This window comes from Streptomyces sp. NPDC088766, from assembly GCF_044750845.1.
In the GTDB taxonomy this organism is placed as follows: Bacteria; Actinomycetota; Actinomycetes; order Streptomycetales; family Streptomycetaceae; genus Streptomyces.
In genome coordinates this window covers 301,677-328,028 of sequence record NZ_JBIVKQ010000002.1, presented here as the reverse complement: position 1 = coordinate 328,028, position 26,352 = coordinate 301,677, and the positions used below count along the sequence as shown (strand labels likewise).

Below are 26,352 nucleotides of genomic sequence, written 5' to 3'. Positions count from 1 at the left end.
GGCGTCAGCGTACGGCGGCGGGTTCCCGCGGGGTCCTCTCAGTCCTCACCCCTGACGATGTTGCCCTCCGGGCCGCCGCGCGTCGCGGGCGCGGCGCCGGGGAGTTCCACGGCCGGTATCCAGGTGCGGAGCCCGGCCTTGCCACCGCGCAGCCGGCGGGCCGTGGCCCAGCCCGTCTCGGGCCCGCGGGCGGTGGGCCGGTCGGCCAGGGGTGAGGTCGTCACGGTCGTTCATCGCCTTTCTGCGTCACGGTCAGCGGGCACCGGGGCCGCCGCTGCCGAAGGAACCGCCGGACCCGGAGTTCCAGCGGGGGCGGCTCTGGTCCTCGCTCTCGCGGCCGCCGGTGGGCCGCAGCTCGTGCGGGGTGAGGCGCTCCCCGTTCTGCGACCGCGGCATCTCGTTGGGCTCGCGCGCCCCGTGGCTCTCCCGCACCGGGCCCGACGCGGGCATCCGGGGCTGTTCCTCGGGACGCGGCGGGGCGGGCTCGCGGCTGCGGATCCTGGCGCCGAGCCGGAAGGCCCAGATCAGACCGCCGACGAGCGCGACGCCCACGACGACGAAGGCGACGGTGGCCAGAGCCGACTTTCCGGAGGCCGCCAGCACGGCGGTGGCAAGGGTGTTCATGGACGCCGGGTACCCTGCGTGCGCTCAGGAACACCCGGAGCACCGCCGGGACTCCTGCGGCTCGTCCCTCCCGCTCATCCCTCCACCAGCAGCTCGCTCCACACCTGCTTGCCGCCGCTGACCGGCAGCGCTCCCCAGGTGTCGGACACGGCTTCCACGAGGAGGATGCCGCGGCCTCCGGTGGCCTCCCAGCCCAGGCTGGTCGGTTTGACGGGCGTACGGGGCGAGGCGTCGGTGACGGAGATGCGCAGCCGGTGGCCGACGAGCACGAGGTCGAGGCGGACCGGGCCGTCGGTGTGCACGAGGGCGTTGGTGACGAGTTCGGAGACGACCAGCAGGGCCGCGTCCATGGCGTCCGCCGGCACCCCCCAGCCGCGCAGGGTGCGCCGGGTGAAGCGGCGGGCGTGCCGGGCGGCCTCGGGAACCCGCCACACCGTCCAGCCCTCGCGCAGCGGCTGTACGGCCATGCCGTCGTAGCGCATCAGGAGCAGGGCGACGTCGTCGTCGCGGTGGGCGTTGCCGAGCAGGGCGTCGGCGACGAGACCCAGGTGGGCGGGGTCGGACACGGACAGTTCGTGCGCGAGGCGGTCCATGCCGGTGTCGATGTCCATGGCGGCGGTCTCCACGAGCCCGTCCGTGGTCAGGGCGATCACAGTGCCGGGCACCATCCGCAGCGGGGTCATCGGGAAGTCTGCCTGGGTGACGACGCCGAGCGGGGGGCCGCCGTCGGACTCGGCGATCTCCGTTGCGCCGTCCGGACGGCGCAGCACGGGCGGCGGGTGCCCGGCGCGGACGCACCATGCGGTGCCGGCCTCCAGGTCGACCTCGACGTAGCAGCAGGTGACGAAGAGGTCCGTCTCCAGCTCCATCAGGAGCCGGTTGGCGTGCGAGACCACCACGTCCGGCGGGTGCCCCTCGGCCGCGTAGGCACGCAGGGCGGTGCGCATCTGGCCCATGAGCGTGGCGGCACCGGTGCTGTGCCCCTGGACGTCGCCGATGACGAGGGCGACGCGGTTGTCGGGCAGCGGGATCACGTCGTACCAGTCGCCGCCGACCTCCAGACCGGCGGTGGCCGGCAGATAGCGGGCGACGGCGACCGCGCCGGGGAGTTTCGGCAGCCGGCGGGGCAGCAGCTGGCGCTGGAGCATGCCGACGAGTTCGTGCTCGGCGTCGAAGGCGTGGGCGCGCATCAGGGCCTGGCCGACGAGGCCGGCGGAGGCGGTGAGCAGGGCGCGTTCGTCGGGCCCGAAGTCGTGCGGGGTGTCCCAGCCGATCAGGCAGGCGCCGGCCATGCGGCCCCCGGCGGACAGCGGCAGGACGGCGAGGCCGCCGGGGCCGACGTCGGCGAGGGCCGGCTCCAGGGTGGTGCCGGCGGGCCAGATCCCGGCCCGCCCCTCACGGAGGGCGGCGGCGAGGGTGGGCATGCTGCGCACGGGCGCGTCCGGCCACTCGGTGCGCCACTCCAGCCGCCACAGTTCGGGCCAGGACTCGGGTTCGGGAGGGTCGAGGACGGTCACGACGAGGCGGTCGTTCTCCAGCTCGGCCAGCGCGATCCGGTCGGCCCGCAGCGGGAGCCGCAGCGCGGACACGACGGCCTGGCTGACGTCACGGACCGTGCCCGCGGTGGCGAGGGCGGCGGCCAGCCGTTGCACGCGGGCCACGTCGGTGACGCCGGAGCGCACGGTGGAGACGTCGGCGACGGTCCCGGCGAGCCGGGCCGGGTGCCCCTCGCCGCCGGGCAGGAGACGGCCGCGCAGCCGCAGCCAGCGGGGCGGGCCGCCGTCGGCCCGCAGCACCCGGAACTCCAGCTCGCGTTCGCCGATGGACATGTGGTCGGCCTCGACCACGGACATCAGCGCGGGCAGGTCGTCCGGGACGGTGTGGCCGAGCAGGGTCTCGACCCGGCCGTCGAAGTCGGTCCGGCGCAGGCCGAACAGGTCCAGGATCTCGTCGCCGACCTCGACCCGGCCGGTGTCCATGGCGAGGCTGAAGGAGTTGGCGCGCAGCTCCTCGACCGCGTCGGGCTCGCCGGGGGCGGGCAGGGAGACGGCTTCGGCGACGAGTTCCAGACAGGCGCGGTCGTCGGTGTCGAAGCCGCGGGGATGATCGCTGACGGCGATCAGGCAGCCGCCGTCGCGCACGGGCAGGACGGCGAGGTGGACGCCCGCGGCGGGCATCCGGCGCGAGTCCGCGCAGTCGGCGAGCTGCTCGGGGCCCAGCCAGAGGGGAACCCCGGTGCGGTGGGCGTCGGCGGCCGGGGACCGTGCGTCGAGGGGATAGCTCTCCCGCAGCCCGTACAGGGTCCTGGGGGCGCCGGCCGACTCGATCAGACAGAGCAGGTCGCCGTTCTCGCCGGGCGTGTAGACGGCGGCCAGGCTCGCGCTCGAGAAGACCAGGGCCTGTTCGAGAACGCGCCGCATCCGGTCCGGTGAGGCGGGGCCGCCCGTGACCGTCTTCAGGGCAACTTCGACACGCAGGGCTCTCGCCTTGCGCTCCGCAGCACCCTGACTGACCACGACCGTAATTACAGCGCTTATGCGACGTTCCCGCAGCCCTTGCGACGACACGCACAGGTCGCCGGGGGCGCGGGGACGGGGGCCAGGCAGGCCTGCGGACGCATGCGCGGCCCGGCCGCTCGCCCCTCACCGCCCCTTCCTCCCCCGCCCTGCCGGCCCTGAGCGGACCGGGCCCCGGACCCCGTGCCGGTCCACGGCGTACGGCCGCTCGACCGCCCGCGCCGCTCTCGCCGTGCGCTCACGGTCGGCAGGGGGCAGATTTGGTTGCCCGGGATCGTACGGTCGGGCGAGGAGGTGGGCGCCGTGTCCGAGGGACAGCGGGCCGGCCGGACGCCCGGGGATCCGGTCGGGCGGGCGGTGCTGTCGCCGGCGCTGACGGCGATGATGGACGCCGTCGGGGCGCACTCCGGTGCGGTCTACCTGCTGCCGGGCGAGGAGCCGGTGCTGGAGATGGCGGTGATGGCGGGGCTGCCGCGGTCGTTCGCGGCGCCCTGGGAGCGGGTGGGGCTCGGTGCGCCGGTCCCGGTGGCCCGCGCGGTGCGTGAACGGCGGCTGGTGTGGGTGGGCGGCGAGGAGGAGATGGCCCGCTCCTACCCGCGGATCGCCGTCGTCCTGCCGTACCCGTTCGCGCTGGCGGCGCTGCCGCTGGCGACCGGTTCGAAGGTGTACGGCGCGGTCTTCGTGACCTGGCCCGGCTCGCACCCGCCGGAGCTGTCGGACCGGGAGCGGCACGAGCTGCAGACGGGCTGCGAGCGGCTGGCGCTGCGGCTGGAGCGGGCCGCCGCCGAGAACCGTCCAGTACGCGCCGAGGCCGATCCGCCGGCCGCGGGGCGGGACAAGACCGCGGACACGCTGGGCACGGTGGAGGCTGCGCGGCTGGTGGCCCGGCTGCCGTACGGGCTCTGCTCGCTGGATCCGACCGGGCGGGTGGGGTTCGCCAACCAGGCCGCGGCCGACCTGCTCGGTGTCCCGGTGGACGGGCTGCTGGGCGCCCCGCTGTGGGCGTCGGTGCCGTGGCTGGCCGATCCGATGTACGAGGAGCGCTACCGGGCCGCGTTGATCAGCCGGCACGTCACCTCCTTCGTGGCGCTGCGCCCGCCCTCGGACTGGCTGTCCTTCCGGCTGTACCCCAGCGCCACGGGGACCACCGTGCGGGTGGTCCGGGCACGGGCGGTGTCGGTGACGGCCCCGCCCGCGGCCGTGCGCGGCGAGGACACCCCGCCCCCGCTGGTGTCGATGTCCCAGGCGCTGAGTCTGGCCGGGGCGCTGACCGAGACGGTGAGCGTGCAGGACGTGGTGCGGCTGGTGGCCGAGGAGATCGCGCCGACCGTGGGCAGCGGGGCCCTGGCGCTGCTCGGCGCGCGGGCGGGCCGGCTGCACGTGCTCGGGCACCACGGCTACCGGGACCCGCACGTGGTGGAGCGGTTCGACGGGATGCCGCTGGCCTCCCCCACCCCCGGAACGCACGCGGTCACCCACGGCGTGCCCGCCTTCTTCGGCTCCCGCAGCCGGCTGGAGCACTTCTACCCCGCGCGGCAGTTCACCGCCGACGGCTTCGCCGCCTGGGCCTATCTGCCGCTGATCGCCTCGGGCCGCCCGGTGGGGGTGTGCGTCCTGGCCTACGCCGAACCGCACGACTTCTCCACGCACGAACGCGCGGTCCTGACCAGCCTGGCCGGGCTGATCGCGCAGGCCCTGGACCGGGCCCTGCTGTACGACGCCAAGCACCGGCTCGCGCACGGCCTCCAGGCGGCCCTGCTCCCGCACTCGCTGCCGTCCCTGCCCGGCATCGAGGCGAGCGCCCGCTACCTGCCGGCCTCCCACGGGATGGAGATCGGCGGCGACTTCTACGACCTGGTGCCCTCGTGGCCGCTGCCGGCGGCCGTGATCGGGGACGTGCAGGGGCACAACGTGACGGCGGCGGGCCTGATGGGGCAGCTCCGCACGGCCGTACGGGCGTACACGACCGTGGGCCAGGAGCCGGCCGAGGTGATGCGCAGCACCAACCGGCTGATGATCGACCTGGGCACGGACCTGTTCGCGAGCTGCCTGTACCTTCGGCTCGACCCGGCGCGCGGTCGGGCGGTGATGGCGCGGGCCGGGCATCCGCCGCCCCTGCTGCGGCGGCCGGACGGGCGGGTGCGGGTCCTCGACCTGGCGGGCGGCCCGCTGCTGGGCATCGACCCGGAGGCGACGTACCCGACCACGGAGATCGAGCTGTCGCCCGGCTGTGTGCTCGTCCTCTACACCGACGGGCTGATCGAGTCGCCGGGGGTGGACATCGAGGAGGCGGTGGCCGGCCTGGGGCGGCGGCTGGGCGAGGCGGGCGATCTGCCGCTGGAGGAGCTGGCCGACGAACTGACGGGGCACGACGCGGCGGCGGAGGAACGGATCGACGACGTGGCGCTGCTGTTGCTGCGCGCGACGGGCCGGGATGGTGACTGACGGTCCGTCAGGAGGGTTTTCGCGACGGGGAGACGCCACGGTCCGGCCCTCCCGTCGGAGGGCCGGACCGTGGCACCGGCCGGACCGGTGGAAGCGTCCGGAGAACGGTGCTGGTGCTGTGACCGGGTCGAGCGGTGCGTCAGTGGGTCTCGGTCAGCCCGGAGTCGTCCTGGACGCCGCCGCCGTTGTGGCCCTCGGCACCGACACCGGCGTCGGCACCGGCATCACCGCCGGCGTCCTGGCCGCCCGCTGCCTGACCGGCCTCCTCAGCGGCGCCGTCACCGGCACCGGCGTCACCGCCGGCCTCCTCAGCGGCACCGGCACCCGCGTCGGCCCCGTCACCGGCGCCGGCATCCGCGCCCGCGTCGGCACCCGCGCCGGCCTCCTCGCCGCCGACGCCGTCGTCGGCACCGACCCCGGCGCCGGCCCCGCCGTCGCCGAGGGTCGCACCGACCGCCTCCAGGGCGGTGGTCACCGGCTGGAAGAAGGTCTCGCCGCCGGCCGTGCAGTCGCCGCTGCCGCCGGAGGTCAGGCCGATCGCGAGGCCGTCCTGCGTGAACAGCGAGCCGCCGCTGTCGCCGGGCTCGGCGCACACGTCGGTCTGGATGAGGCCCGTGACGGTGCCCTCGGGGTAGTTGACGGTGGCGTCGAGACCGAGGACCTGTCCGTCGGCGAGGCCGGTGGTGCTGCCCATCCGGAAGACCTGGGTGCCGACGGTCGCGTCGGCGGCCTGCGAGATCTGGACGGTCTGCTGGCCGAGATCGACCTCGCTGGGTGCGACCGTGGCCGGGTCGTCGTACTTCACGAGTGCGAAGTCGCCGTTGCCGGGGAAGACGGCCTGGTCGACGGTGGCGATGGGCTCGCCGGCCTCGGAGTCGGACCAGGCCTCGGCCGCGACCCCGCAGTGACCGGCCGTCAGGAAGGCCGGGGAGCCGTCTCCCGCGGTGACGTTGAAGCCGAGCGAGCAGCGTGCGCCGCCGGCGAAGATGGCGTCGCCGCCCGAGGCGAAGGTCTTGAAGGTGCCGGCCGACTTCTTGATGGTGGCCGTTCCGTCGCCGAGGCCGCGGACGGTCGACTCCAGCCGGTCCCACTTGCCGCCGGTGACGGTGGAGTCGGCGGTGACGAGGATCTTGTTGGTCCGCGGGTCGACCGCCCAGGCGGTGCCCGGGATGGTGGCGTCGGCCTTGAGGGTCTTGGCGGCGGCCTCGAGTTCGGCGGTGCTGTTCTCGACCTCGCGTATCTTCGCGCCGGCCTTCTCGGCCTGGACGATGACGTTGTTCCGGTCACCGGAGACGTCGACGACGTTGACGACGAGCTGCTTGCTGCCGGTGTCGTAGTACGAGCCCGCGAAGGCTTCGCCGAGGAGGTTCTGCAGCTGGGAGGCGAGGTCCGAGGCGTCCGCCGCCTTCAGGGTCTTCGGTGCCGCGGCGGCCGTGTCGCCGCCGTCCTGGGAGGCGTTGGCGTGCGGGAGCAGGAGTGCCGCCGCTCCGAGCGCAGCGACACCGCCCAGTGCTATCGCGGCCTTGCGCTTCGGAATTCGCTTGTGACTCAAGAAACTCGACCTCCTGGGGGGACGGGGTCCGGCTGCCGGGGGCGGCAGCTCCGTACAGCGGCGCCTGGTTGCCGATGGGTACGCAGGAGGAGCGCGGTGTGTTCAACGCCGTTTGCCAACTTCCTTTGCGAACCCGTGAATCGGCCATGACCGGAGCCCGGGACCGCCGACCGGGAGCAACCGCCCGCACGTCGATGACGACCGCCGAGGCCGACAGGGTCCTTTCCGCCTGCTTCGCGCCCCGGGCGCGCACGCCGAGGCTGTCCGTGGCAGCGCGGGAGGAAGACCGGGCGACCCTGTGTCCGCCCTGGCCGACGGAGTCGGCCCCCAGGGGGGCGGCGGACCGTCGGGGAAGGTCCTGACGGCGGCCGCCGTCTCGGCGGCCCGGGGAGACCCTCCTGCCGAGGACGGCGGTGCAGCGGTCGACGTCCTTCCGACGCGTGGCGCGCTGTCTGCGGCGGACTTCCTCACCTTCAACACGTCGATGACGATGCTCCTCACCTCGGTGACCTCGCTGACCGGCGCATTCGTGTCGACGGTGCTGGACGCCGACCGGGTCGTGGTCATGGAGGACGGCAGGGTCGCCGTCCCAGTTGCTCGCGGACACCGGCGGCCGGCTGCGCGAACTGGTGCGGCGGCAGCCGGCCTGAGGCGGCGGCACCCGTCGTCGGGCCGCGCGGTCCCCGGCGCCCGCGGCGTCCGTGTGAGGAAGTCGGCAGCCGCGGCGCGACGTAGGGGGCGGCCCCGCCGGGTACTCGCCCGGCCATGAGAATCAGCGTGCTGGACGTGGGATCCACCACCGTGCGGCTGGTGGTGGCGGACGCGCAGGACGGCGTACCGCTGCCGGTGCACACGGCGAAGTGGCGGCTGCGGCTGTCCGAACGGGTCAAGCCGGGCGAACCCATACCCGACGAGGCGATCGAGTACCTGGTCGACGCGGTCGCCGCCGCGAACCGTACGGCGGCCCACTGGGGCGCGACGAGCCCGCTGGCCTTCGCGACGGCCATGGTGCGCAACGCCCCGAACCGGCGGGAGGTGCTGCGCACGGTCACCGCGCGCAGCGGTGTCCCGCTGTGCACCCTGCCCGGCGAGGTGGAGGCCGAGCTGACGTTCCTCGGGGCGCGGCGCTGGATGGGCTGGCGGGCGGGGCCGCTCGCGCTGATGGACATCGGCGGCGGCTCCTTCGAGGTGGCGTTCGGGCGGGGCCGGCTGCCGGACTTCGTGGCGTCGTTGCCGCTGGGGGCCGGACGGCTGACCCACGAGTTCTTCGCGGACCAGGACCCGCCGCCCTCGCACCGGGTGCGCGAGCTGCGCCGCAAGGTCCGCCACCAGCTCCGGGACGTGGCCGCCCGGATCCGCTGGGAGGGGCCGCGCACCGCAGTGGTCACCTCCCGTACGTTCCAGCAGCTGGCCCGGTTGTGCGGGGCGCCGCCCGGCCGCCACGGCCCGTTCGTCGCCCGCACGCTGAACTCCGCCGATCTGGGCGAGGCGGTGATCCGGCTGGCGCAGCTGCCCGCCGCGGCGCGTGCCGAACTGCCCGGCATCTCCGCGCCGCGCGCCGCGCAGAGCCTGGCCGGCGCGGTGGTCGGGCACACGGCGATGAAGCTGATCGGCCTCAGGACGGTCACCGTCTGCCCGTGGGCGATCCGCGAGGGCGTCCTGCTGCGGCACATCGAGGACGGCTCGTCCTGGTGGGCGGAGGTGATCCGGCGCTCCGAGGAGCCGGCGCCCGTGGAGTTGACGCCCGTGGAGTTGACGCCCGTGGAGTTGACGCCCGTGGAGTTGGTGCCCTTGCGGGTCGCGGCCGCCGCCGCCACGAACTGACCGAAACCGGCCGGAGACCGCGCGGAAGCACGCGGCCCGGCATCGAGAGGAAGGGAGCCGTCCATGTCAGAGGACGCCAAGCACCCCGGGGACCGGCACGAACACAAGGAGCAAGACGTCGGCAAGGACCGGCGGGACCCGCCCCGGACCGCGCTCGAAGAGGTGCTGCGGGAGATAGAGGAGGCCGAGCGCCGCACCGACGAGGAGCGGGAGACCCGCCGCGGCCGGGGTGAGGCCGCCGAGGCCATCACCCCGAACACCCAAGCCCAGGAGGAGTCCCGCGAGGACTGACGGCGCCGTGGGGCCGGAGCCGCCGGGCGACGCCCCGGGGCGGGTCCGGGGCTCGGCCCTGGCGGGCCGGAGGGTCGGCCCGACGGCTCCGGCCGACGGCTCCGGCCGACGGCCGACCCCACGGGGTCGGCCCGGCGGTGGCGACCTGGCCGGCTCGGCCGGCGGGCTCGGCCGGCGGGCTCGGCCGGCGGGCCCGGTGGCGGCTCAGCCGGGCGGCGCCCCCAGGGGCCGCCGGGCGAGCGCCCGCGCGACCCCGGCCAGGTCGGCGGCCACCGCCCGCCCCGTACGGTGCGACCGGTCCCGGCCCCGCTCGTCGTCGAGGTGGCCGGGGGCGGCTCCGGGCCCCGGGTGCCGGCAGTGCCGGGTATCCCTCCGGGCCCGGTCGGCCCGGTCGGCCCGGTCGCCCGGGTGGGTGACCGGCGGCCAGGGGGGTACCCGGCGCTCATGGCACACGAAGGACCACGGCTGCCCGCCGCCCGCGGCCCCGTCTCCGCGGCTGTCCGGGAGTATCTGCGGGGCGCGGGCCCCCTGCCGCCCGCCGGGGCGGTGGCGGGTGCGCCCGCGTACGGTGACGACCTCCAGCTGGCCCTCTACCTCTGCTACGAGCTGCACTACCGCGGCTTCGCCGGGGTGAGCGCCGGCCTGGAGTGGGATCCCGACCTGCTGCGGCTGCGCGCCGCGCTCGAGCACCGCTTCCTGACCGCCCTGCGCGCCGACACGCCGGTTCACGACAGCGTCGAGGACGCGCTCGCGGAACTGCTGGTCGAGCCGGTGGACGGCAGCGGCGTCTCCCATTTCCTGTGTGACGAGGGCGAGTTGTGGCAGCTGCGCGAGTACGCGGCCCAGCGCTCCCTCTACCACCTCAAGGAGGCCGACCCGCACGCCTGGGTGCTGCCGAGGCTGTGGGGGCGCGCCAAGGCGGGGATGGCGGCGGTGGAGTTCGACGAGTACGGCGGCGGCCGCCCCGACCGGGTGCACGCGCGGTTGTTCGCTGACCTGATGACGGACCTCGGCCTGGACACCACGTACGGCCGCTACCTGGACGCCGCGTGCGCCGAGACGCTGGCCACGGTCAACGTCATGTCGCTGCTCGGCCTGCACCGTGGTCTGCGCGGTGCGCTGGTCGGCCACTTCGCGACGGTGGAGATCACCTCCTCGCCGGGTTCCCGGCGGCTCGCGGAGGCGATGCGCCGCACGGACGCCGGCCCGGCCGCCGCGCACTTCTACGACGAGCACGTCGAGGCGGACGCGGTGCACGAGCAGGTCGTACGGCACGACGTGATCGGCGGTCTCCTCGACGAGGAGCCGCATCTGGCCGCCGACGTGGCGTTCGGCATAGGCGTCACCACCTTGCTGGAGGACCGGCTGGCTGCACGGCTGCTCACCTCCTGGCGTGCCGGCCGTTCCTCGCTGCGCACTCCCCTCCATTCCGAAATGGCTCATATTTCTTGATTGTCGGGGTACTCGGCGGGCGTGAATCCGCTGGTGCTTCCGGGCGTGTACGCCCCTCAGGAGGACACCGACCTGCTGGCCGGGGCGCTGTCCGAAGAACCTCTGCCGCCGGGTGCCGACGTCCTCGACGTCGGCACCGGCTCCGGCGCGCTGGCCCTGGAGGCCGCGCGGCTCGGGACCCGTGTGACCGCCGTCGACGTGTCGCGGCGAGCGGTGTACGCCGCCCGCTGGAACGCCCGGCGGGCCGGGCTGCCGGTGCGCGTGCTGCGCGGGAACCTCTTCGAACCGGTGCGCGACCGGACCTTCGACCTGGTCCTGGCCAACCCGCCCTACGTACCCGCTCCGACCGGCGGGCGCGCGCCGCGCGGACCGGCCCGCGCCTGGGACGCGGGCGGCGACGGCCGGCTGGTGCTGGACCGGATCTGCCGCGAGGCGCCGGGGCTGCTGCGGCCGGGCGGGGTGCTGCTGCTGGTGCACTCCGCGCTGAGCGATCCGGACCGGACCGTCCGGCATCTGTGCGCGGCGGACCTGAAGGCGTCCGTGACGCGCAGGCGCCGCATTCCGTTCGGGCCGGTCCTGCGCTCCCGGGAGGAGTGGCTGCGGCGGCGGGGCCTGCTGTCCGGTGACGAGAACAACGAGGAACTGGTGGTCGTCCGTGCCGAACTCCCCCGCTGACCGGCCGCGCCGGATCGGTGTGCAGCGCAAGGGGCCCCTGCTCGTCGAGGGGCCCGTCGAGGTGGAACTGGAGGACGGTTCCACGGTCGTCTCCGACCGCTTCCGGGTCGCCCTGTGCACCTGTCGGCGCAGCCGCCGCTACCCGTGGTGCGACACGAGTCACCGCGACCGGGCCTGAACCGGCCCGCTCCGCGGGACTTCGCGCACCCATGTGCCAGGGCCCGGCGGGCGGCCCCACTCCGCCCGCCGGCCCCTGCCGCGGGATCGCCGTGGCTGTCCGTGTCAGTGGCTCGCACTCCCCACGTCACGAGCCGTTCGCATTGCCCACGGAGCCACGCGAGCCCGGTCTCAGAACGCGAAGAGGGCACTCCCGGAGGAGTTCTTCACGCACTCGTTGGAGAAGGTGCGCTCGTAGGAGACGCGCCGGCCCTGCCAGACGCCGTCGACGGTGATGACCACCGGGTCGTACTGCCTGGTGCACCAGACGTCACCCGGGTCGGCCAGCACCTCGAGGTCGCCGCCCGTCGCCCGCAGTTCGGCGCAGGCCAGGGCAGGGGCGGGATGGCTGCCGGAGGGTCCCGGCGCGCAGGTGAGGGTGACGGCACGGGCCGGGCTGACGGCGGCGGCGCTCTCTCCGTGCCCGAGGGTCAGCACCAGGGCCGACGGGGCGTAGAGCGAGGCCGGGGCGGCCGGGGCGGCGAGCGCGGACCCGGTGAGGGGTCCGCAGACTGCGGTGGCCGTGAGGCCGAGGGTCGCTGCCCAGCGCGCGGTGTTCCGCATTGTGTGCATCCTTCCGCTCGTTTCGGGGGTGTGCCGGTCCGACTCGGTCGGTGCCGAACGCGGCGAGCGCGAGTCTGCCGACTCCGCCGCCGGAACTCACATCGACCCCACGGGTTTCAGTAACCTTGCGTATTGAATCAGTGGCGTGAAGTAACGGAATTCGAACGTTCCAACCGCCGGGGCAAGCGCTTCATGATCCCTTCGCCGGTCGGGGTGTCCGGTTTCCGTAGGCCCGTCAATCGTCCGGAAACATTCCCCGTGAAGCGGCGCGCCTCCTCCGCGAGAGGGCGGCCGCTCCTGTGCTACCGGCCGGTATGGTCGCCGTGGAGCGCGGCTCGACGACGAGAGGCGGGGCGTACGGATGGCCAGGCACTGGGCGGACTTCCAGTACGAGATCTATCTGAACGGCATGACGGGCGCGGTGCCCCGGCTGCCCACCGACCTGGGCCGGCTGGAGGAGCTGACCGAGCGGCGGCTCGGTCCCGGACCGGTGGGCTATGTGGCGGGCGGCGCGGGTGACGGCAGCACCGCCCGCGCCAACCGGGCGGCCCTGGAGCGCCGCCGGATCGTGCCGCGGATGCTGCGGGACGTCGCCGAGCGCGATCTGTCGGTGGAGGTGTTCGGCCGCTCACTGCCCGCGCCGGTGGCCCTGGCGCCGGTGGGCGTGCTGTCGGTCATGCATCCGCAGGCCGAGCCGGCGGCGGCGCGGGCCGCCGCCGCGCAGGGCGTGCCGTTCATCCTGTCGTCGGCGTCGAGCACGCCGATGGAGGAGGTCGCGGCCGCGATGGGGGACGCCGAGCGCTGGTTCCAGCTGTACTGGTCCAAGGACCGTGAGGTGGTGCGGAGTTTCCTGGGCCGGGCGCGGGCGTCGGGTTTCTCGGTGCTGGTCGTCACCCTGGACACTCCGCTGCTCGCCTGGCGGCCGCGGGACCTCGACCGGGCGTACCTGCCGTTCCTGCACGGGGCGGGCACCGCCAACTACTTCAGCGATCCGGCGTTCCGGGCGGGTCTGGCCAGGCCGGTGCAGGAGGACCCGGACGCGGCGGTGATGCACTTCGTGAACCTGTTCGCGGACCCCGGCAGGACCTGGCCGGACCTGGCGTTCCTGCGGGAGCACTGGGACGGGCCCATCGTGCTGAAGGGCGTGCTGCATCCGGACGACGCCCGGCTGGCCGCCGACGCCGGCATGGACGGCGTGGTGGTCTCCAACCACGGCGGGCGGCAGGTGGCGGGTTCGGTCGCCGCCGCCGACGCGCTGCCGCGGGTCGCGGCGGCGGTCGGCGACCGGCTGGGCGTGCTGTTCGACAGCGGGGTGCGCGGCGGCGCCGACGTGTTCAAGGCGCTCGCGCTCGGCGCCCGGGCGGTGCTCCTGGGCCGCCCGTACGTCTACGGTCTCGGCCTGGACGGACAGCCCGGCGTGGAGCATGTGATCCGCTGTCTGCTGGCCGAACTGGACCTCACGCTGGCCCTGTCCGGTCACACCGGGCCGGCGACCGTCGGCCCGGCGGACCTGGAGGAGGACGCCGGGTGACGGCCGGTGGTCCGGCGGGCCCGGCGCTCAGGCGGTGTCGTCCGGCAGTTCGACGGGCCGCGCCGCGGGCGGTTCGGTGCCGGTGATCGACAGCGAGCCGGTGGCGGCCGGGATCGCGTCGGTCTGCCAGCGCTGTCCGTCGGAGCGGTCGCGGACCTTGACGACGACGTCCGCACCGGGGTCCGCGCCGGCCGGGGCGAGGGCGAGGGAGTCGCTCCAGCGGGGCAGCAACTCCCCCCGCGGCGTGAGGTCGTAGCGGACGTCGTCGGCGCGCGGGGCGTCGGCGCCCGTGCACGCCTCGAGGATGACGACGCCGGCGTCCGCGTGGGAGTCCACGCACAGCTGCGGCTCGGCCAGGCTGCGCAGCTGCCCGTCCTCCTCGTACGACCACTGCTGGGAGCGGTCGTTCGAGCAGTCCGCCAGCTCCAGGGCGGCGCCCGCCCTCACCTCGTCCCGGACGTCCAGGCACAGGTCGGCGGCGAGGTTGCGCAGCCGGGTCTGCCGCGGCGCGTCGGGGAGTTGGGCGGTGCCGGGGCCCGAGGGGACCGTGGGGGCGGCCTGGGACCCGGCGTCGGAGGAGGCCGTGCCGCCGACCGGGGAGGCGTCCGGGCCGGCGGTGCCGTCGTCGGTCCACAGGCCGGCGGCGAGCAGGGTGGTGAGCAGACCGGCACCGGCGAGGCCCACGCCCGTGAACAGGGCTCGTGGGGAGCGCGGGCCGGCGCCGGGTTCGCGGCGGCCGGGCGAGGGGGTGCGGGTGAACAGCGCGGCGGCGCGGCGCGTGCCGCGGGGGCGGCCGCCGCGGTGCCGGGCGGAGCCGCGCAGGCGCACGGGCTGCCGGTCGGCGCGGCCGGGCCGGGACTCGACGTAGCGGCGGGCTCCCCAGCCCAGGACCGCCTCGGCGAGCAGGATGCCCAGGCCGCCCTCGAAGTGGCCGAGCTGTTCCGCCGCGGCACGGCAGTAGCGGCAGGCGTCCAGGTGCCGGCGGACGTCCGGCAGGAGCTCGCCGCCGCGGCCTATGGGCACGTCGAGGAGACGGTTGTAGAACCGGCATTCCTTGCTGGGTGCGAGGTCCCGGTGGGCGCGGACGCACCCCTCGCGCAGCTTCTCCCGGGCCTGTTCGTGGACGCCGGTCACGGTGTCGGTGTCCATGCCGAGCAGGCCGGCGGCGACGGTGACGCGCTCGGCCTCGACCTCGATGTGCCAGAGCACGCAGCGGGCGACCGGGGGCAGGGCCTCGAAGGCGCGTTCCGTGAGCAGCCGGTTCTCGGGGGTCAGGGACGTGGCGGCCTTCATCCCCCGGGCGCCGGCCGGCTTCCCGAGGTCGGGCAGGGCTCCGGAGAGCGACTCGTCGGCGGCCCACCGGCGGACGGTGTCGCGCACGGTGAGCAGGAGGCGGGGGCGCAGCGCGGTGCCGGGCTCACCCAGCTTCAGCCGGTCGAGGACCTGGTGGAAGGCGGCGGTGGTGACCATGGAGGCGACGCCGGTGGACGAGGCGAGGCAGATCACCGCGTAGTCGTGCACCGGCTGCCAGTGCCGCGCGATGAGCATCGCGGTGGACTGGGCCACCTCGCTGTCCGTCCCTCCGCGGGTCCCCGCGGCGAGGGACTCGTCGGATTCCCCGGGTCCCGAGCCGGGCGGGGGGTAGGGCGGGCGAGGGGGCTGGGGGGTGAGCACGGTGCGGCTTCCTTCGGTACGTACCTGTCCGGCGCGTCGGGAGCACGTGTTCGCCTCCGCCGGCGAACACGGGACACCCGGCCCCGGCCCCCGCACGAGTGGCTCACCTTCGCACAACCGAGTCGCGCGCAACAAGCCGCCGGAGGTTCCCGGCCACTGTTGAAAAGATGTCGACAGGTGGCGCCCTTTTCACCCCGCTTTCGCCGGTTCCGGCTCTCCCGGTGCGCCGTTTCGCTTTCGCCGGCTCCCCCTCCCCCGCCCGCACGCCTTCCCGGGTCCCGTGCAGCCGTGCGCCCCGTGTGAAGCACGCGCACACGGCGGTGCGGCGCACACGTTCCCGGCGTGCGCGGCGCGTAGTGGACTGGGAGCGGCCCTTCCCCGGAGGCCACGCGCGGGACGGCGGCTCTCCTCGCGCGAAACGGCCGCCGGCCCTGTTCCTCCCGCCCTCGGCCGGCGGCCCGGGAAGGCCCCTTCCTCAGATCTGCCAGGAACGCAGCCGGTCGGCCGCGCCGTAGACGTCGGTCTTGCCGTCGATCAGGTCACGGGTCAGGTCGACGAGGGCGCCGTAGGGCGGGTCGATGCCGACGCCGCTGACGAACATGTAGGCCACCGCCGTCGCGCTGGCGAAGCGGGCGTTGGCCGAGGGCAGGGGCTTGAGCAGCGCGAGGGTGTGCAGCAGCGCGGCGGCCCGCCAGGCCGGGTCGGAGTCCACGCCGAGCCGCGGCGGGTCGACCCGGTGACGGGCGACGGCGGCGACGAGCGCGGAGAAGTCGTTGATGGTCGGCTGGTCCGGCAGGACCTCTTCGTGGCGCTGGAGCAGCCAGGGCACGTCGATGTGGATGACTGGTGTCATCGGTCAGGCGACCCGCCCCTCGCCCCTGACGGGCGCCTCGTCGTCGGGGAACGCCGCGGCGAACTCGTCGGCGTGGGTGGCGAAGAACCTGCGGAAGGCCTCCGCCCCCTCCTGGAGCGCCCGGTGCCTGGCTATGTCGGCGGCGGCGGCCTCCCGGACGAGCGCCTTCATCGACGTACCGCGTTCCTTGGCGATCTGCCGCAGGTCCTCCAGCTCGCGATCGCTGAATTCCACGTTGAGGGCTGGCATGTCCTTCACGGTACCGCTCGGGTACTTACTCGTAAATATCCCCTGTTCACACCAGCGGGAAGACGGTACCGAACGGTGCCCGAGCGATCCTGCCGCCGGTCATTTCCGGGCAGGCTCGGACACCGTTCGGCCGCAAGCGGTCCCTCTGCGGCTCTTGCCGCCGGCCGCTACCCCTGGTCGGCCACGAAGGAGGCCATCCGGGCCAGGGCCGCGTTCCAGTTGATCGCCGTCTCGTTCGTCGACCAGGACTGGATGTCGTCGATGTAGCAGAACTGCCCGACGCAGCCGCCCAGTTTCGCCTGGGCGAGGGGGTCCTGGATGCTGGAGTTCGGGCCGCCCGCGAGCGTGCCGTCCGGAGGACTCGGCAGCTTGGGGTCGAGCTGGTGGGCGTACCAGCGGCTGTGCTGCTGATGGGCGGCGACGTCGCCGTAGCCGGTGACGTAGGAGATGTTCAGCGCGTTGCGGCCGAGGATGTTGTCCATCGCCTGGACGGCTCCGTCGCGGTACTTCGAGGCGCCGGTGATGTCGTAGGCGGTGGCGACGACCACGGCGTTGTTGAGGACCTGGTGGGCGGAGCCCCAGTCGTAGCGGTTGCCCTCCGGCGCGTACGGCATCCCGTACGCCTGGTCGCGCAGCGTTGCGAGGTAGGCGTCCGCGCCCTTGACCACCGAGCGGCGCACCTTGTCGCGGCCGGGCAGGCGGCTGGGGACGGTCGCGAGGTCGAGGCGGGCCGCGGCGGCGGTCCTCGACCAGTCGAAGCCCCTGGGGACGAAGACGTCGGCCGTGTGCACCGGGGAGTTCAGGACGTGGTCGGCGAACTGCCCCTCACCGGTGGTGAGATACAGCTCCGCGGCCGCCCAGTAGAACTCGTCGCTGACGTCGTCGTCGTTGTAGGCGCCGCCGCCGGTGCCGTCGGCCGGGTCGGCGTACACGGCTGGGTGGGCGAGCGCGGCCGCATAGGCCTTGCGGGCGGCGGTCAGCGCGCGGGCGGCGAAGGCCCTGTCGTAGGGCTTGTACAGGCGGGCCGCCTGGGCGGCGGTCGCGGCCAGGTTCAGGGTCGCGGCGGTGGTGGGCGGGTGCAGTTCGCGCTTCTGCGGGTCGTCGGCCGGCAGCAGCGGCAGGCCGGTCCACTGCTCGTCGTGGACCTTGTGGTGGGCCATGCCGGCCAGCGGCCGGCCGTCCGGCACCTGCATCTTCAGCAGGAACTCCAGTTCCCAACGGGCCTCGTCGAGGACGTCCGGCACCCTGTTGCCGCTCTCGGGGAGCGCGAGGGTGCCGTCGCCGAGCTTCGCCGGGTCGCCGGTGCGGGCCGTCAGGGCGCGTTCGTGGGTGCTGAGCAGCTCCCAGGTGGCGATGCCGCCGTTCACGACGTACTTGCCGTGGTCGCCGGCGTCGTACCAGCCGCCGGAGACGTCGAGGGTGTAGTCGCACACGCCCGGTTGGCACGGCACGGAGGTGTCGCCCCGGTTCGGGGCGACGCCGAGGTGACCTGCGGCCCTGCCGTAGCCGGGCCGCAGGTCGTTGCGGATCGCGATGCCGCTGCGCTGCGGGTAGTAGTACTTGACGGCGTCCAGGCGGAGCCGTTCGTAGGCGGCCGTGCCGATGTCGAAGGGGTGGCTGGTCTCGCCGTCGACGACCAGCGTGAAGCCGGTGCCACGGGTGCGGTAGGCGCCGAAGTCGACGGAGTGGACGTTCTGCCCGGAGGACGCGTCGAGGCCGCGCGGCACGGTCCAGCCGCGCGCGACGGTCGCGCCGGCGGCGCTCCTCAGCTCCCAGGGCAGCTTCGCGGTGGCGTCGGTGACCAGGGTGGCGTTCTTCGGGCCGGCGGGCAGATAGGCGACCTGGTTGACGCGCACCCGCGGCCCGGTGTCCGGCTCGTACGCCTCCGGCGGCACTCCGCCCAGCAGGGACACGTCGTCGAGGCAGAACCGCCACGGGTCGGCGCTGCCGCCGACCTGGAAGGCCACCTGGCCCTCGGTGGAGTCGACCTGCGAGGTGAAGGTGTAGGAGTACGACCCGGCCGGCTCGCCCAGCACCGGGCTCGCCTCCTGCCAGGTGTCGTACGGCGCGACGGCCTGGCCGACGATCGCCCGCACCACGTGCCCCTCGGGCACGCCGGACGCCTTGAAGGAGAACCGGTAGGTCTCCCCCGCGACCAGGGTGATGCCGCTCTGTCCGACGGCGGAGTCCCAGCGGTTGACGGTGCCGCCCGGCACGTCCGCGCACAGCCGGCCCTCCGACGGGGCGGCGGTGACGTTGCTGGACCACCACGCGTCGGCGCCGGCGTCGAAGGTGCCGTTCCTGATCTGCTCGACCTCCTCGGCCCCGGCCTGCGGCACGGGCAGCGCGGTGAGGGCCGCGCCCAGCAGGGCCGCCAGGGACAGCAGGGTGGTTCTGCGTCGTTTCACGTCCGGGCTCCTCCGGGAGGGGCGGGAACGCTCGGCAGCAGTGCGGTGGGAGCGCTCCCAATGACGGTCGGAGGATATGTTTGTTGCAGTCATGACACCCCGTCAACGGTCAGGACGGGACGGTTTGGCCGGCACGCCCGCCCGCCCCGCCCGGATCCGGCCGGTTCCTTTCCGGCGTGCCGACGGTGACGGCCTCTTGGACCTCCCCGGGGCGACTGCCCGTCGGGGTGGGCCGGGACCGGGGGCCGCGGACGGCTTCGGAGGCGGTCACCGGCGTCCGGTCCGGGGCGTCCGCCCACCCGACGGCCTGCCCCGGTCGAAGGGCCGCGCCTGAGCCGGACGGTCTAGGCTGGAGCGGACGTGGCGCGCCCGTTCACTGTGAGTTCCCGCGATGGAGTGGCGACGATGAGCCCGGAGTACCCGTTCGACGAGGCCGCGACGGCCCGGGTGGTCATCGACGACACCGGCACGGTCGTCGGCTGGAACGAGGGTGCGCGAGCCCTGCTGGGCTGGGCCCCGGCCGAGGTCGTGGGACGGCCCGCCGGTGAGCTGCTGGCCGAGGGGGACCTCCCCGCGGCCGCCGCCCCCCGCTGGGACGGCACGCTCACCCTGCGCCACCGGGACGGCCGGTCCGTACGGGTCTGGCTGCTCGCCCACCACCGCCCGCCCCGCGCCGGCGCCCCGGCCACCTGGCTCGTCGTGACCCCGCTCCCCCGCGCCGGCGCTCGCTCCCACGACGACGTCCTGGCCACGGCAGCGCTGACGCAGTCGCCGTGCGCGGTCGCCGTCTACGACGAGCGGCTGCGGCTGGTCCGGATCAACGACGCCATGGCCCAGGTCATCGGGCTCCCCGAGGAGCGCGTCAGGGGGCTGAGGGTCTCCGAGATCGGCGGCCGGCCGCAGAGCGCGGAACTGGAGGGGCACATGCTCCGGGTGCTCGCCGACGGGCGGGCCAAGGACGTCGAGATCCACACGCGCACCGGCGGCGAGAAGCGCGCGCACGCCTGGCTGGCCAGGTTCGCGCCGGTCACCGACGCCGCGGGCCGCGTGCGCGGGGTGTGCCTGGCCGCGCACGACTTCACCGAGAACCACCTCGCCCGCGCGCGGCTGCAACTGGTCAACGAGGCGAGTGTGCGGATCGGCAGCACCCTCGACGTCACCCGGACGGCTCAGGAACTGGCCCAGGTCTGTGTGCCCGCGCTCGCCGACTTCGTCAGCGTCGACCTGCTGGACCCGTGGGAGGAGGCGGACCCGCCGGCCCGGTTCGCCGCTCCGATCGGCCTGCGCCGCACCGCTCACCACTCGGTCGATCCCGGCAGTCCGATAGCCGTGACCGAGCCGGGCGAGGTCCAGGAGTACCCGGCGGGATCGCCGCAGACCGACTCCCTGGTGGCGGGACGCACCGTCGTCGCCTCCGGGGACCGGCTCGACGCCTGGCTGACCTGGGACACCCTGCGCGGTGAGCGGGTCCGCGAGTTCGGCGTCCACGCCACGATGTCCGTACCCGTGAAGGCCCGCGGCGTGACCCTCGGGGTGGCGGTCTTCACCCGGTACCGGCGGCCGGACCCCTTCACCCCGGACGACGTGCTGCTCGCCGAGGAGATCACCGCCCGGGCCGCCGTCTGCATCGACAACGCACGCCGCTACTCCCGCGAACGGGACACGGCCCTCGCCCTGCAGCGCAGCCTGCTCCCCCGCACCCTGCCGGACACCCTCGCCGTCGACGCCGCGTCCCGCTACCTGCCGGCCGCCCGCACCGGGGTGGGCGGCGACTGGTTCGACGTGATCCCGCTGTCCGGGATGCGGGTCGCCATGGTCGTCGGGGACGTGGTCGGACAGGGCATCCAGGCCTCCGCCACGATGGGCCGGCTGCGGACCGCGGTGCGCACGCTCGCCGACATCGACCTGGCCCCCGACGAGCTGCTCACCCACCTCGACGACCTCGTCGTACGGCTGTCGGAGGAGGCCGGCGGCGAGGGCAACCCCGGCGAAGTGGGCGCGAGCTGTCTCTACGCGGTGTACGACCCCGTGTCCCGGCGCTGCACGCTCGCACGGGCCGGGCACCCCCCGCCGGTGCTGCTGCGGCCGGACGGAGAGCCTCGCCGGGTCGAACTGCCCGCCGGTCCCGCCCTGGGGGTCGGCGGACTGCCCTTCGAGTCGGCCGAGCTGGAGCTGGCCGAGGGCAGCGTGCTGGCCTTCTACACGGACGGCCTGATCGAGTCCCGCGAGCGGGACGCGGACACCGGGCTGCGGATGCTGAACAAGGCCCTCGCCGCGTACTCGGACTCCCTCGACGAGACCTGCGACCGGGTGCTGCACGCCCTGCTGCCGCAGGGCGGGGCCTCCGACGACGTGGCCCTGCTGCTCGCCCGCACCCGCGGGCTGCCCTCCTCGCAGGTCGCCACCTGGGACATCCCCGCGGACCCCGCGCTCGTCGCACCGATCCGCAGGCAGGTGGTTGAGCAGCTCGGGCGCTGGGAACTGAGCGAGCACTCGTTCACGGCGGAGCTGGTGGTCAGCGAGCTGGTCACCAACGCCATCCGGTACGGCGCCAAGCCCATCCGGTTGCGGCTGATCCACGACGCGACCACCCTGATCTGCGAGGTCTCCGACACCAGCCACACCGCGCCGCACCTGCGCCGGGCGAAGACGTTCGACGAGGGCGGCCGGGGGCTGCTGCTGGTGGCCCAGCTCACCCAGCGGTGGGGCAGCCGGCACAACGCGGAGGGCAAGACGATCTGGGCGGAGCTGGGACTGCTCGGGGACGACTGAGAGCGGTCGGGGCCGACGGGTGAGCGGTGTGTCGGCCGCGCCCCGGCGGGCACTCGCCCGGGGTACCCGGAGCGGGATGACGCGGCATCGGAGGGTGGAGTGATGACGGATTCGGCTCTGGCGCATGCGGACCGGTCGTCCACGGACCTGGCACGCCCGTCCCCGGCCCGGTCGTCACGGGCTCGCCCGTCCCCGGCGCGCCGGTCGCGCCGGGGTCGGCGTCAGGCCGTTCTGGCGGCGGGCGCCCTGGCGGTGCTGGGGTCGCTGAGCGCCTGCGGCGGAGGCGGTGCGGACGGTACGGGCTCCGCGTCCGCACCCGCGTCCTCGTCGTCGGTGTCGTCGGCGTCGGTTGCGTCCCCGCCGTCCCCGTCGACGGCGACGTCCGCGCAGGTGTCCACGGCGCCGGCCGCCGCCTCCACCGCCCCCTCCCCCGCCCGGTCCGCCGCGGGCGGTCGCTGCCACACCTCGGAGCTGCGTGCTTTCGTCGGACGCAACGATCCCGGGGCCGGGCAGGAGAACTTCCCCGTCGTCCTCACCAACGCCTCCGAGCGGACGTGCACCGTGCGCGGCTACCCCGGCGCCGCCTTCCTGGACGCCTCCGGCAGGCAACTGGGCCCCGATCCCCGGCGCGAACCGGGGTCCGGGCCGGTCACCGTGACGCTGGCGCCGGGCCGCAGCGCGTGGGCGGGGCTGACGTTCTCCAACCCGGAGGTCAGCGGGGCCGAGGCGGCGACCCCCACGACGCTCGTGGTGACCCCGCCCGACGAGCGGGACCCGCTGCGGGTGCCGTGGACGGGCGGGAAGGTCCCCGTGGCGGGCAACGCGTCCTCGGTACGGCTCACCGTGCTCGCGCCCGGCACCGGCCCCTGACCCCGCGTCCGGCCCGGTCCACGACCGCGGCGCCCGGAGGTGCTCCGGGCGACCGCGCCGTCAGCGGCGGCCGTCCGAGCCGAAGTCTCCGTCGCCGGAGCCACCGTGGCCGTAACCGCCGTAGCCGTACTCCGGGGTGCCGCCGCCCGAGCAGTAGGTCCCGTAGGGGTATGCGCAGACGGTGGCTCCGGGGGCGGGGGTGGCGCTCGGGGCCGCGGCGGACGTCGGGGCCGGCTCCGGGGCGGGCGTGGGGGCCGGGGGTTCCGACGCCTCGGGGGCGGGCGGCGGGGTCGAGGTCCGGGTGTCCGAGAGGGCGCTGCCGGTGCCCCAGTTGACGACCTGCATCTGGGGGTCCGGCTGCGAGGTGTCGATCACCCAGCGCTGGGCGCCGCTGTCCGTGCGGTTCTTCAGGACGAGGGCGCCGGAGCCGTCGGTGGCGGCGGGCGCCAGGGCGAGGTTCTGGTTGGAGCGCGGGACGAGCGTGCCCTGGAGGGTGAAGTCGTAGCGGACGCTTCTGGCGTCGGACTGCGAGGCGCCCGCGCAGGGCGACAGCCGCACCGAGTATCCGAGGCGGGAGTCGAGGCAGAGATCCGGGTCGGCGGTGCTGCGCAGCTGCCCGTCGCCCTCGTACGACCACTGCTGGCCCGCGTCCGAGGAGCAGGTGGCCAGCTCGGTCTCGGCGTCCCTCACGGCCTTCGCGCCGACGATGCCGATGCACAGCCCCGAGGCGACGTTGTGCAGGCGGCCGCGCAGGGTGCCCTGGGTCTCCTCGCCCGCGCCCGCCCAGGACGGGCCGGGGGTGGAGGCGTCCGTGCCGGGTGCCGGGGTGGCCGCTGTGTCGTCGCCGGAGGGGGCGGCGTCGCCGGACAGCGCCGACCACAGGACCAGCGGGAGGACGACCAGCCCGCTGACGGTGAGCACGGCGACGGCGAGATTGCGGCGCCGGGCCCGGCGGGCCGCCTTGTGGGCCGAACGGCGGGAGACGGGGCGGGGGTTCCCGCCGGAGCCGGAGGGGGCGCCGGCGTGCGGTTCCGTGCCCGGCGCGGGTGCCCCGGTGCGCTCGTCGGTGCCGGTCGTCCCGGCTGGGGGCGCGGCAGCGGGCGTGTCGTCGGTGAACGCCTCGCCGACGGAGGCCGGCCGCAGCGGGGGCGGTGGCGCGGGGGCGTCGGTGGAGGGTTCCGTCCTGGCCCGCAGGTAGGCGGCGGCGCCCCAGCCGAGGACGCCCTCGGCGAGGGCGATGCCGAGGCCCGCGCCGAACTGGCCCAACTGGTCGGCGGTGTGCGCGCAGTGCCGGCAGTGACCGAGGTGGGCGCCCAGGTCGGGGTCGACGTCGATGCCGCCGCGGCGGCAGGTCACGTCGAGAAGCCGGTGGTAGCGGTGGCAGTCCTCGTCGACGGCGAGTTCATGGTGGCCCTGGAGGCACTCCTCGCGGAGGCGCTCGCGGGCCCGGCGCAGTTCGACGCGGGCGCCCTCCTCCTCGAGGCCGAGCAGCCCGGCCGGGACGGCGAGGGGTTCGGCCTCGATCTCGGTGTGCCACAGCAGGCAGCGGGCGGACTGGGGCAGCCGCCGGAACGCCCGGGACAGCAGCCGGCGGTGCACGGGCGGCAGCAGCCGGGCGGCCGGCCGTTCGCCGTCGTCCTCGGCGGCACGCAGGTCGGGGTGGAGCAGGTCCCGGCGGCCGTCGGAGTCCCACTCCGCGGCGATGCGGCGCACGGTGACCAGAAGGTGGGGGCGCCAGGCGGAGGTCGGACCGTCCTGGCGAAGGGTCTCACCGAAGAGCCGGGTGAAGGCCGCCGTGGTGAGCATGCCGGCCGCACGCTCGCCGTCGGCGCACAGCCGCGCGTAGGCGAAGGCCGCCTCCCAGTGCCGGTCCAGCAGTTCACCGACGGGGTGCAACGCGGGCGAGGCGCCCGTCCAGTCCTTGAGCTCGGCGCTCAGTTGTTCGTCCGTCACCTCGAAGCGGCGCGCCGAAGAGATTTTCGACAGGCCTGCGTCTTTCACGGCTGCATTCCTCCCGGGGGCATGCGGCATAAAGTCCGTACCAAACCAAAGGGGCGCACGAACCCGCCCTCGCAGTGACGGGGTTCCTTGCGCACGGCGTTCGGCATCCCGAACGTCCGTCGGGTGCGGCTCTTTTGGAGTGTGGGGGTGAGGACGGGGATGCCTCGTGCGCACAGCCGGGGAAAAGGCTCCCCGTGCGCCGACAAGGCCCCACCTTGACACAGGCGGACCAGACAGAACAAGTGATCCCACGGTTTCGCGCATTACTCACCGCGGCAATGGTTTTGACAGTCCGTCAATTGCGATCGCCATTCGGGGCGGTCGCGGTAATGGTGTCCCTTTTCGGGAGGTAATTGCGGGCGCATTCCGTCCCGGATGCGGCGGGCGCCGGACAGCGCCTGCCGGATGAACGGCCGGGACGCGCCCGCACCGAGGGTCCACTCGCGCGTGCCCCGGCCGGGGAGTCCGAAGGCCGTACGGCCAAGACGGATCCGCGACACGTCCAGACCCGCCGAACCGAGCTTCACGCACCGCATCGCCGTCACCCCTGACGTCGGCCTGGTCGCGGGATACGGCATCGCCGTCCCCGTCGGCGCGATCGGGACCCACCTCGTCGCCCTCACCGCCCGTACCTCCCTGCGCACCGGTGCGAGCGCCGCGCTCGGCGTCGCCACCGCCGACAGGCTCTACGCCCTGCTCGCCACCCTCGGCGGCTCGGCCCTGGCCGCCCCGCGGTGCGCCCCGTGCTCGGTCCGCCGCGCTGGACCTCGGCCCTGGTGCTGCCGGCCCTCGCGGCCGGGGGCGCGACGACGGCCGTACGCCGCTTTCGCGCCCGTCTGCTCACCACCCGGACGGTCCCTCCCCCACCGGGCCCGGCGCGGGCCTGGCTGAGCCCGTTCGGCCTCACCCTCCTGAACCCGACCACCGTGGTCTACTTCACGGCACTCGTCCTCGGCACCGGCACCGGCACCGCGGACGCCGTACGCCCCTCGGAGCAGGGCGTGTTCGTGCCGGCGGCCCTCGCCGCGTCCGCGAGCCGGCAGCTGCTGCTCGCCGGGAGCGGCGCCCTGCTGGGCCGGGCCCCGACCGGCCACCGGGGGCGGCTGCTGACCGCGCTCGGGTCGAGCGCGGTCATGACCGTGCCGGCTCTGCGCATGGTGGTCTGACCGTGCCGGCGCGGGATGGGGTGGGGTGGGGGTGTGTCGCGCGGCGGATGAAACGCGCCGGTGCCAGTGTTGAGGGTGGTTGCCGGTCGACGACATGACGAAGGGACGGATGCCATGCCTCTCGAGGGCGAGTACGAACCGAGCCCGACCCAGTGGGTGCGCGAGCAGGTGGAGTTGTACGAGAGTTCAGGCGGCACCCGGGGGACCACGCTCCTGGACACCGGAAAGCCCGTGATCGTCCTGACGACCGTGGGCTCGAGGAGCGGGAAGATCCGCAAGACGCCCCTGATGCGGGTGGAACACGAGGGACACTACGCCGCGGTCGCCTCGCTGGGCGGGGCCCCCAAGCATCCGGTCTGGTACTTCAACGTGAAGGCCGATCCGCGCGTGGAGCTCCAGGACGGGCCGGTGAAGCAGGACATGAGGGCCCGTGAGGTGAGCGGCGAGGAGAAGGCGCGGTGGTGGGAGCGCGCGGTCGCCGCGTTCCCGCAGTACGCCGAGTACCAGGAGAAGACGGACCGGGAGATCCCCGTGTTCGTCCTGGAGCCGGTCGACCGGCCGCACTGATCCTCCGGCCTGCGCAGTGACGCCGGCCGGCAAAACGGCCGGCGTCCGCCGGAGGGCTCCCGGGGAAGAATCTGCCCACCACAGGCATGGCCGTCTGCGTGC

The 26,352-nt window shown here is 74.7% G+C and carries 20 protein-coding genes and 3 pseudogenes; 12 read left to right on the top strand and 11 right to left on the bottom strand.

The window, feature by feature from the left end; genetic code table 11:
• Positions 1-38: 38 nt before the first annotated feature.
• The 3 genes from ACIP5W_RS04285 to ACIP5W_RS04275 form a co-directional block, all read right to left on the bottom strand.
• Entirely contained in the window at positions 39-224 is a 186-nt protein-coding gene (locus ACIP5W_RS04285; RefSeq protein WP_401466471.1) for a hypothetical protein, read from the bottom strand.
• A 28-nt stretch (positions 225-252) separates the two neighbouring features.
• A complete protein-coding gene (locus ACIP5W_RS04280) occupies positions 253-624 on the bottom strand; it encodes a DUF6479 family protein (protein ID WP_401466468.1) in 372 nt (123 codons plus the stop codon).
• Between the two features lie 74 nt (positions 625-698).
• Entirely contained in the window at positions 699-3,140 is a 2,442-nt protein-coding gene (locus ACIP5W_RS04275) for a SpoIIE family protein phosphatase (RefSeq protein WP_401466465.1), read from the bottom strand.
• Positions 3,141-3,434: 294 nt separating this feature from the next.
• Here ACIP5W_RS04275 and ACIP5W_RS04270 point away from each other — a divergent pair, with 294 nt between their 5' ends.
• Complete coding sequence (locus tag ACIP5W_RS04270; RefSeq protein WP_401466966.1) at positions 3,435-5,585, top strand: SpoIIE family protein phosphatase; 2,151 nt, start codon at positions 3,435-3,437, stop codon at positions 5,583-5,585.
• A 139-nt stretch (positions 5,586-5,724) separates the two neighbouring features.
• On the opposite strand, the gene ACIP5W_RS04265 is transcribed toward ACIP5W_RS04270, so the two are convergent.
• Positions 5,725-7,137, bottom strand: coding sequence for a S1 family peptidase (locus ACIP5W_RS04265; RefSeq protein ID WP_401466462.1), 1,413 nt, complete (start codon positions 7,135-7,137; stop codon positions 5,725-5,727).
• A gap of 433 nt (positions 7,138-7,570) precedes the next feature.
• Between ACIP5W_RS04265 and ACIP5W_RS04260 the strand changes: the two are divergent.
• The 6 genes and pseudogenes from ACIP5W_RS04260 to ACIP5W_RS04235 form a co-directional block, all read left to right on the top strand.
• Positions 7,571-7,787, top strand: a pseudogene (locus tag ACIP5W_RS04260) (hypothetical protein); the annotation flags it as partial.
• A gap of 115 nt (positions 7,788-7,902) precedes the next feature.
• Positions 7,903-8,961 carry a Ppx/GppA family phosphatase gene (locus tag ACIP5W_RS04255; protein WP_401466459.1) on the top strand — a complete coding sequence of 353 codons (1,059 nt, stop codon included), beginning with the start codon at positions 7,903-7,905 and terminating at the stop codon, positions 8,959-8,961.
• A gap of 63 nt (positions 8,962-9,024) precedes the next feature.
• Positions 9,025-9,252 carry a hypothetical protein gene (locus ACIP5W_RS04250; protein WP_401466456.1) on the top strand — a complete coding sequence of 76 codons (228 nt, stop codon included), beginning with the start codon at positions 9,025-9,027 and terminating at the stop codon, positions 9,250-9,252.
• Positions 9,253-9,696: 444 nt separating this feature from the next.
• The gene (locus tag ACIP5W_RS04245) at positions 9,697-10,704 is read left to right on the top strand and encodes an iron-containing redox enzyme family protein (RefSeq protein ID WP_401466453.1); all 1,008 of its coding nucleotides are present in this window, start codon (positions 9,697-9,699) and stop codon (positions 10,702-10,704) included.
• A 21-nt stretch (positions 10,705-10,725) separates the two neighbouring features.
• Positions 10,726-11,379 (top strand): HemK2/MTQ2 family protein methyltransferase, encoded by a 654-nt coding sequence (locus tag ACIP5W_RS04240; RefSeq protein ID WP_401466451.1) that lies wholly within the window; start codon positions 10,726-10,728, stop codon positions 11,377-11,379.
• Positions 11,360-11,557, top strand: coding sequence for a CDGSH iron-sulfur domain-containing protein (locus ACIP5W_RS04235; RefSeq protein ID WP_401466449.1), 198 nt, complete (start codon positions 11,360-11,362; stop codon positions 11,555-11,557). The genes ACIP5W_RS04240 and ACIP5W_RS04235 overlap by 20 nt, the downstream gene beginning before the upstream one ends.
• 170 nt (positions 11,558-11,727) lie before the next feature.
• On the opposite strand, the gene ACIP5W_RS04230 is transcribed toward ACIP5W_RS04235, so the two are convergent.
• Entirely contained in the window at positions 11,728-12,159 is a 432-nt protein-coding gene (locus ACIP5W_RS04230; protein WP_401466446.1) for a protease inhibitor, read from the bottom strand.
• A 361-nt stretch (positions 12,160-12,520) separates the two neighbouring features.
• Here ACIP5W_RS04230 and ACIP5W_RS04225 point away from each other — a divergent pair, with 361 nt between their 5' ends.
• Entirely contained in the window at positions 12,521-13,690 is a 1,170-nt protein-coding gene (locus ACIP5W_RS04225; protein WP_401466443.1) for a lactate 2-monooxygenase, read from the top strand.
• Between the two features lie 27 nt (positions 13,691-13,717).
• Here the strand turns inward: ACIP5W_RS04225 and ACIP5W_RS04220 are convergent, their stop codons facing one another.
• From ACIP5W_RS04220 to ACIP5W_RS04205, 4 genes are all read right to left on the bottom strand, one after another.
• Complete coding sequence (locus ACIP5W_RS04220; RefSeq protein ID WP_401466441.1) at positions 13,718-15,364, bottom strand: RICIN domain-containing protein; 1,647 nt, start codon at positions 15,362-15,364, stop codon at positions 13,718-13,720.
• 475 nt (positions 15,365-15,839) lie between these two features.
• Complete coding sequence (locus ACIP5W_RS04215; RefSeq protein ID WP_356565833.1) at positions 15,840-16,217, bottom strand: toxin Doc; 378 nt, start codon at positions 16,215-16,217, stop codon at positions 15,840-15,842.
• Between the two features lie 3 nt (positions 16,218-16,220).
• On the bottom strand, positions 16,221-16,466 hold the full coding sequence (locus ACIP5W_RS04210) for a hypothetical protein (RefSeq protein WP_363088026.1): 246 nt from the start codon (positions 16,464-16,466) through the stop codon (positions 16,221-16,223).
• A 167-nt stretch (positions 16,467-16,633) separates the two neighbouring features.
• On the bottom strand, positions 16,634-18,874 hold the full coding sequence (locus ACIP5W_RS04205; RefSeq protein ID WP_401466437.1) for a glycoside hydrolase family 9 protein: 2,241 nt from the start codon (positions 18,872-18,874) through the stop codon (positions 16,634-16,636).
• A 405-nt stretch (positions 18,875-19,279) separates the two neighbouring features.
• Between ACIP5W_RS04205 and ACIP5W_RS04200 the strand changes: the two genes are divergently transcribed.
• Together ACIP5W_RS04200 and ACIP5W_RS04195 are read left to right on the top strand one after the other, a co-directional pair.
• Positions 19,280-21,646, top strand: a complete 2,367-nt coding sequence (locus ACIP5W_RS04200; RefSeq protein WP_401466434.1) for a SpoIIE family protein phosphatase — start codon at positions 19,280-19,282, stop codon at positions 21,644-21,646.
• A 102-nt stretch (positions 21,647-21,748) separates the two neighbouring features.
• Positions 21,749-22,516, top strand: a complete 768-nt coding sequence (locus tag ACIP5W_RS04195) for a DUF4232 domain-containing protein (protein WP_401466431.1) — start codon at positions 21,749-21,751, stop codon at positions 22,514-22,516.
• Positions 22,517-22,576: 60 nt separating this feature from the next.
• On the opposite strand, the gene ACIP5W_RS04190 is transcribed toward ACIP5W_RS04195, so the two are convergent.
• Both ACIP5W_RS04190 and ACIP5W_RS04185 read right to left on the bottom strand, forming a co-directional pair.
• Positions 22,577-24,517, bottom strand: a complete 1,941-nt coding sequence (locus ACIP5W_RS04190; protein ID WP_401466428.1) for an RICIN domain-containing protein — start codon at positions 24,515-24,517, stop codon at positions 22,577-22,579.
• Between the two features lie 392 nt (positions 24,518-24,909).
• Positions 24,910-25,053 (bottom strand): annotated as a pseudogene (locus ACIP5W_RS04185) (aldo/keto reductase); the annotation flags it as partial.
• Here ACIP5W_RS04185 and ACIP5W_RS04180 point away from each other — a divergent pair.
• Together ACIP5W_RS04180 and ACIP5W_RS04175 are read left to right on the top strand one after the other, a co-directional pair.
• Positions 25,052-25,683: pseudogene (locus ACIP5W_RS04180) on the top strand (LysE family transporter). The pseudogenes ACIP5W_RS04185 and ACIP5W_RS04180 sit on opposite strands and share 2 nt — an antisense overlap.
• A 114-nt stretch (positions 25,684-25,797) precedes the next feature.
• Complete coding sequence (locus ACIP5W_RS04175) at positions 25,798-26,250, top strand: nitroreductase family deazaflavin-dependent oxidoreductase (protein WP_401466425.1); 453 nt, start codon at positions 25,798-25,800, stop codon at positions 26,248-26,250.
• The last annotated feature ends 102 nt before the right edge of the window (positions 26,251-26,352 follow it).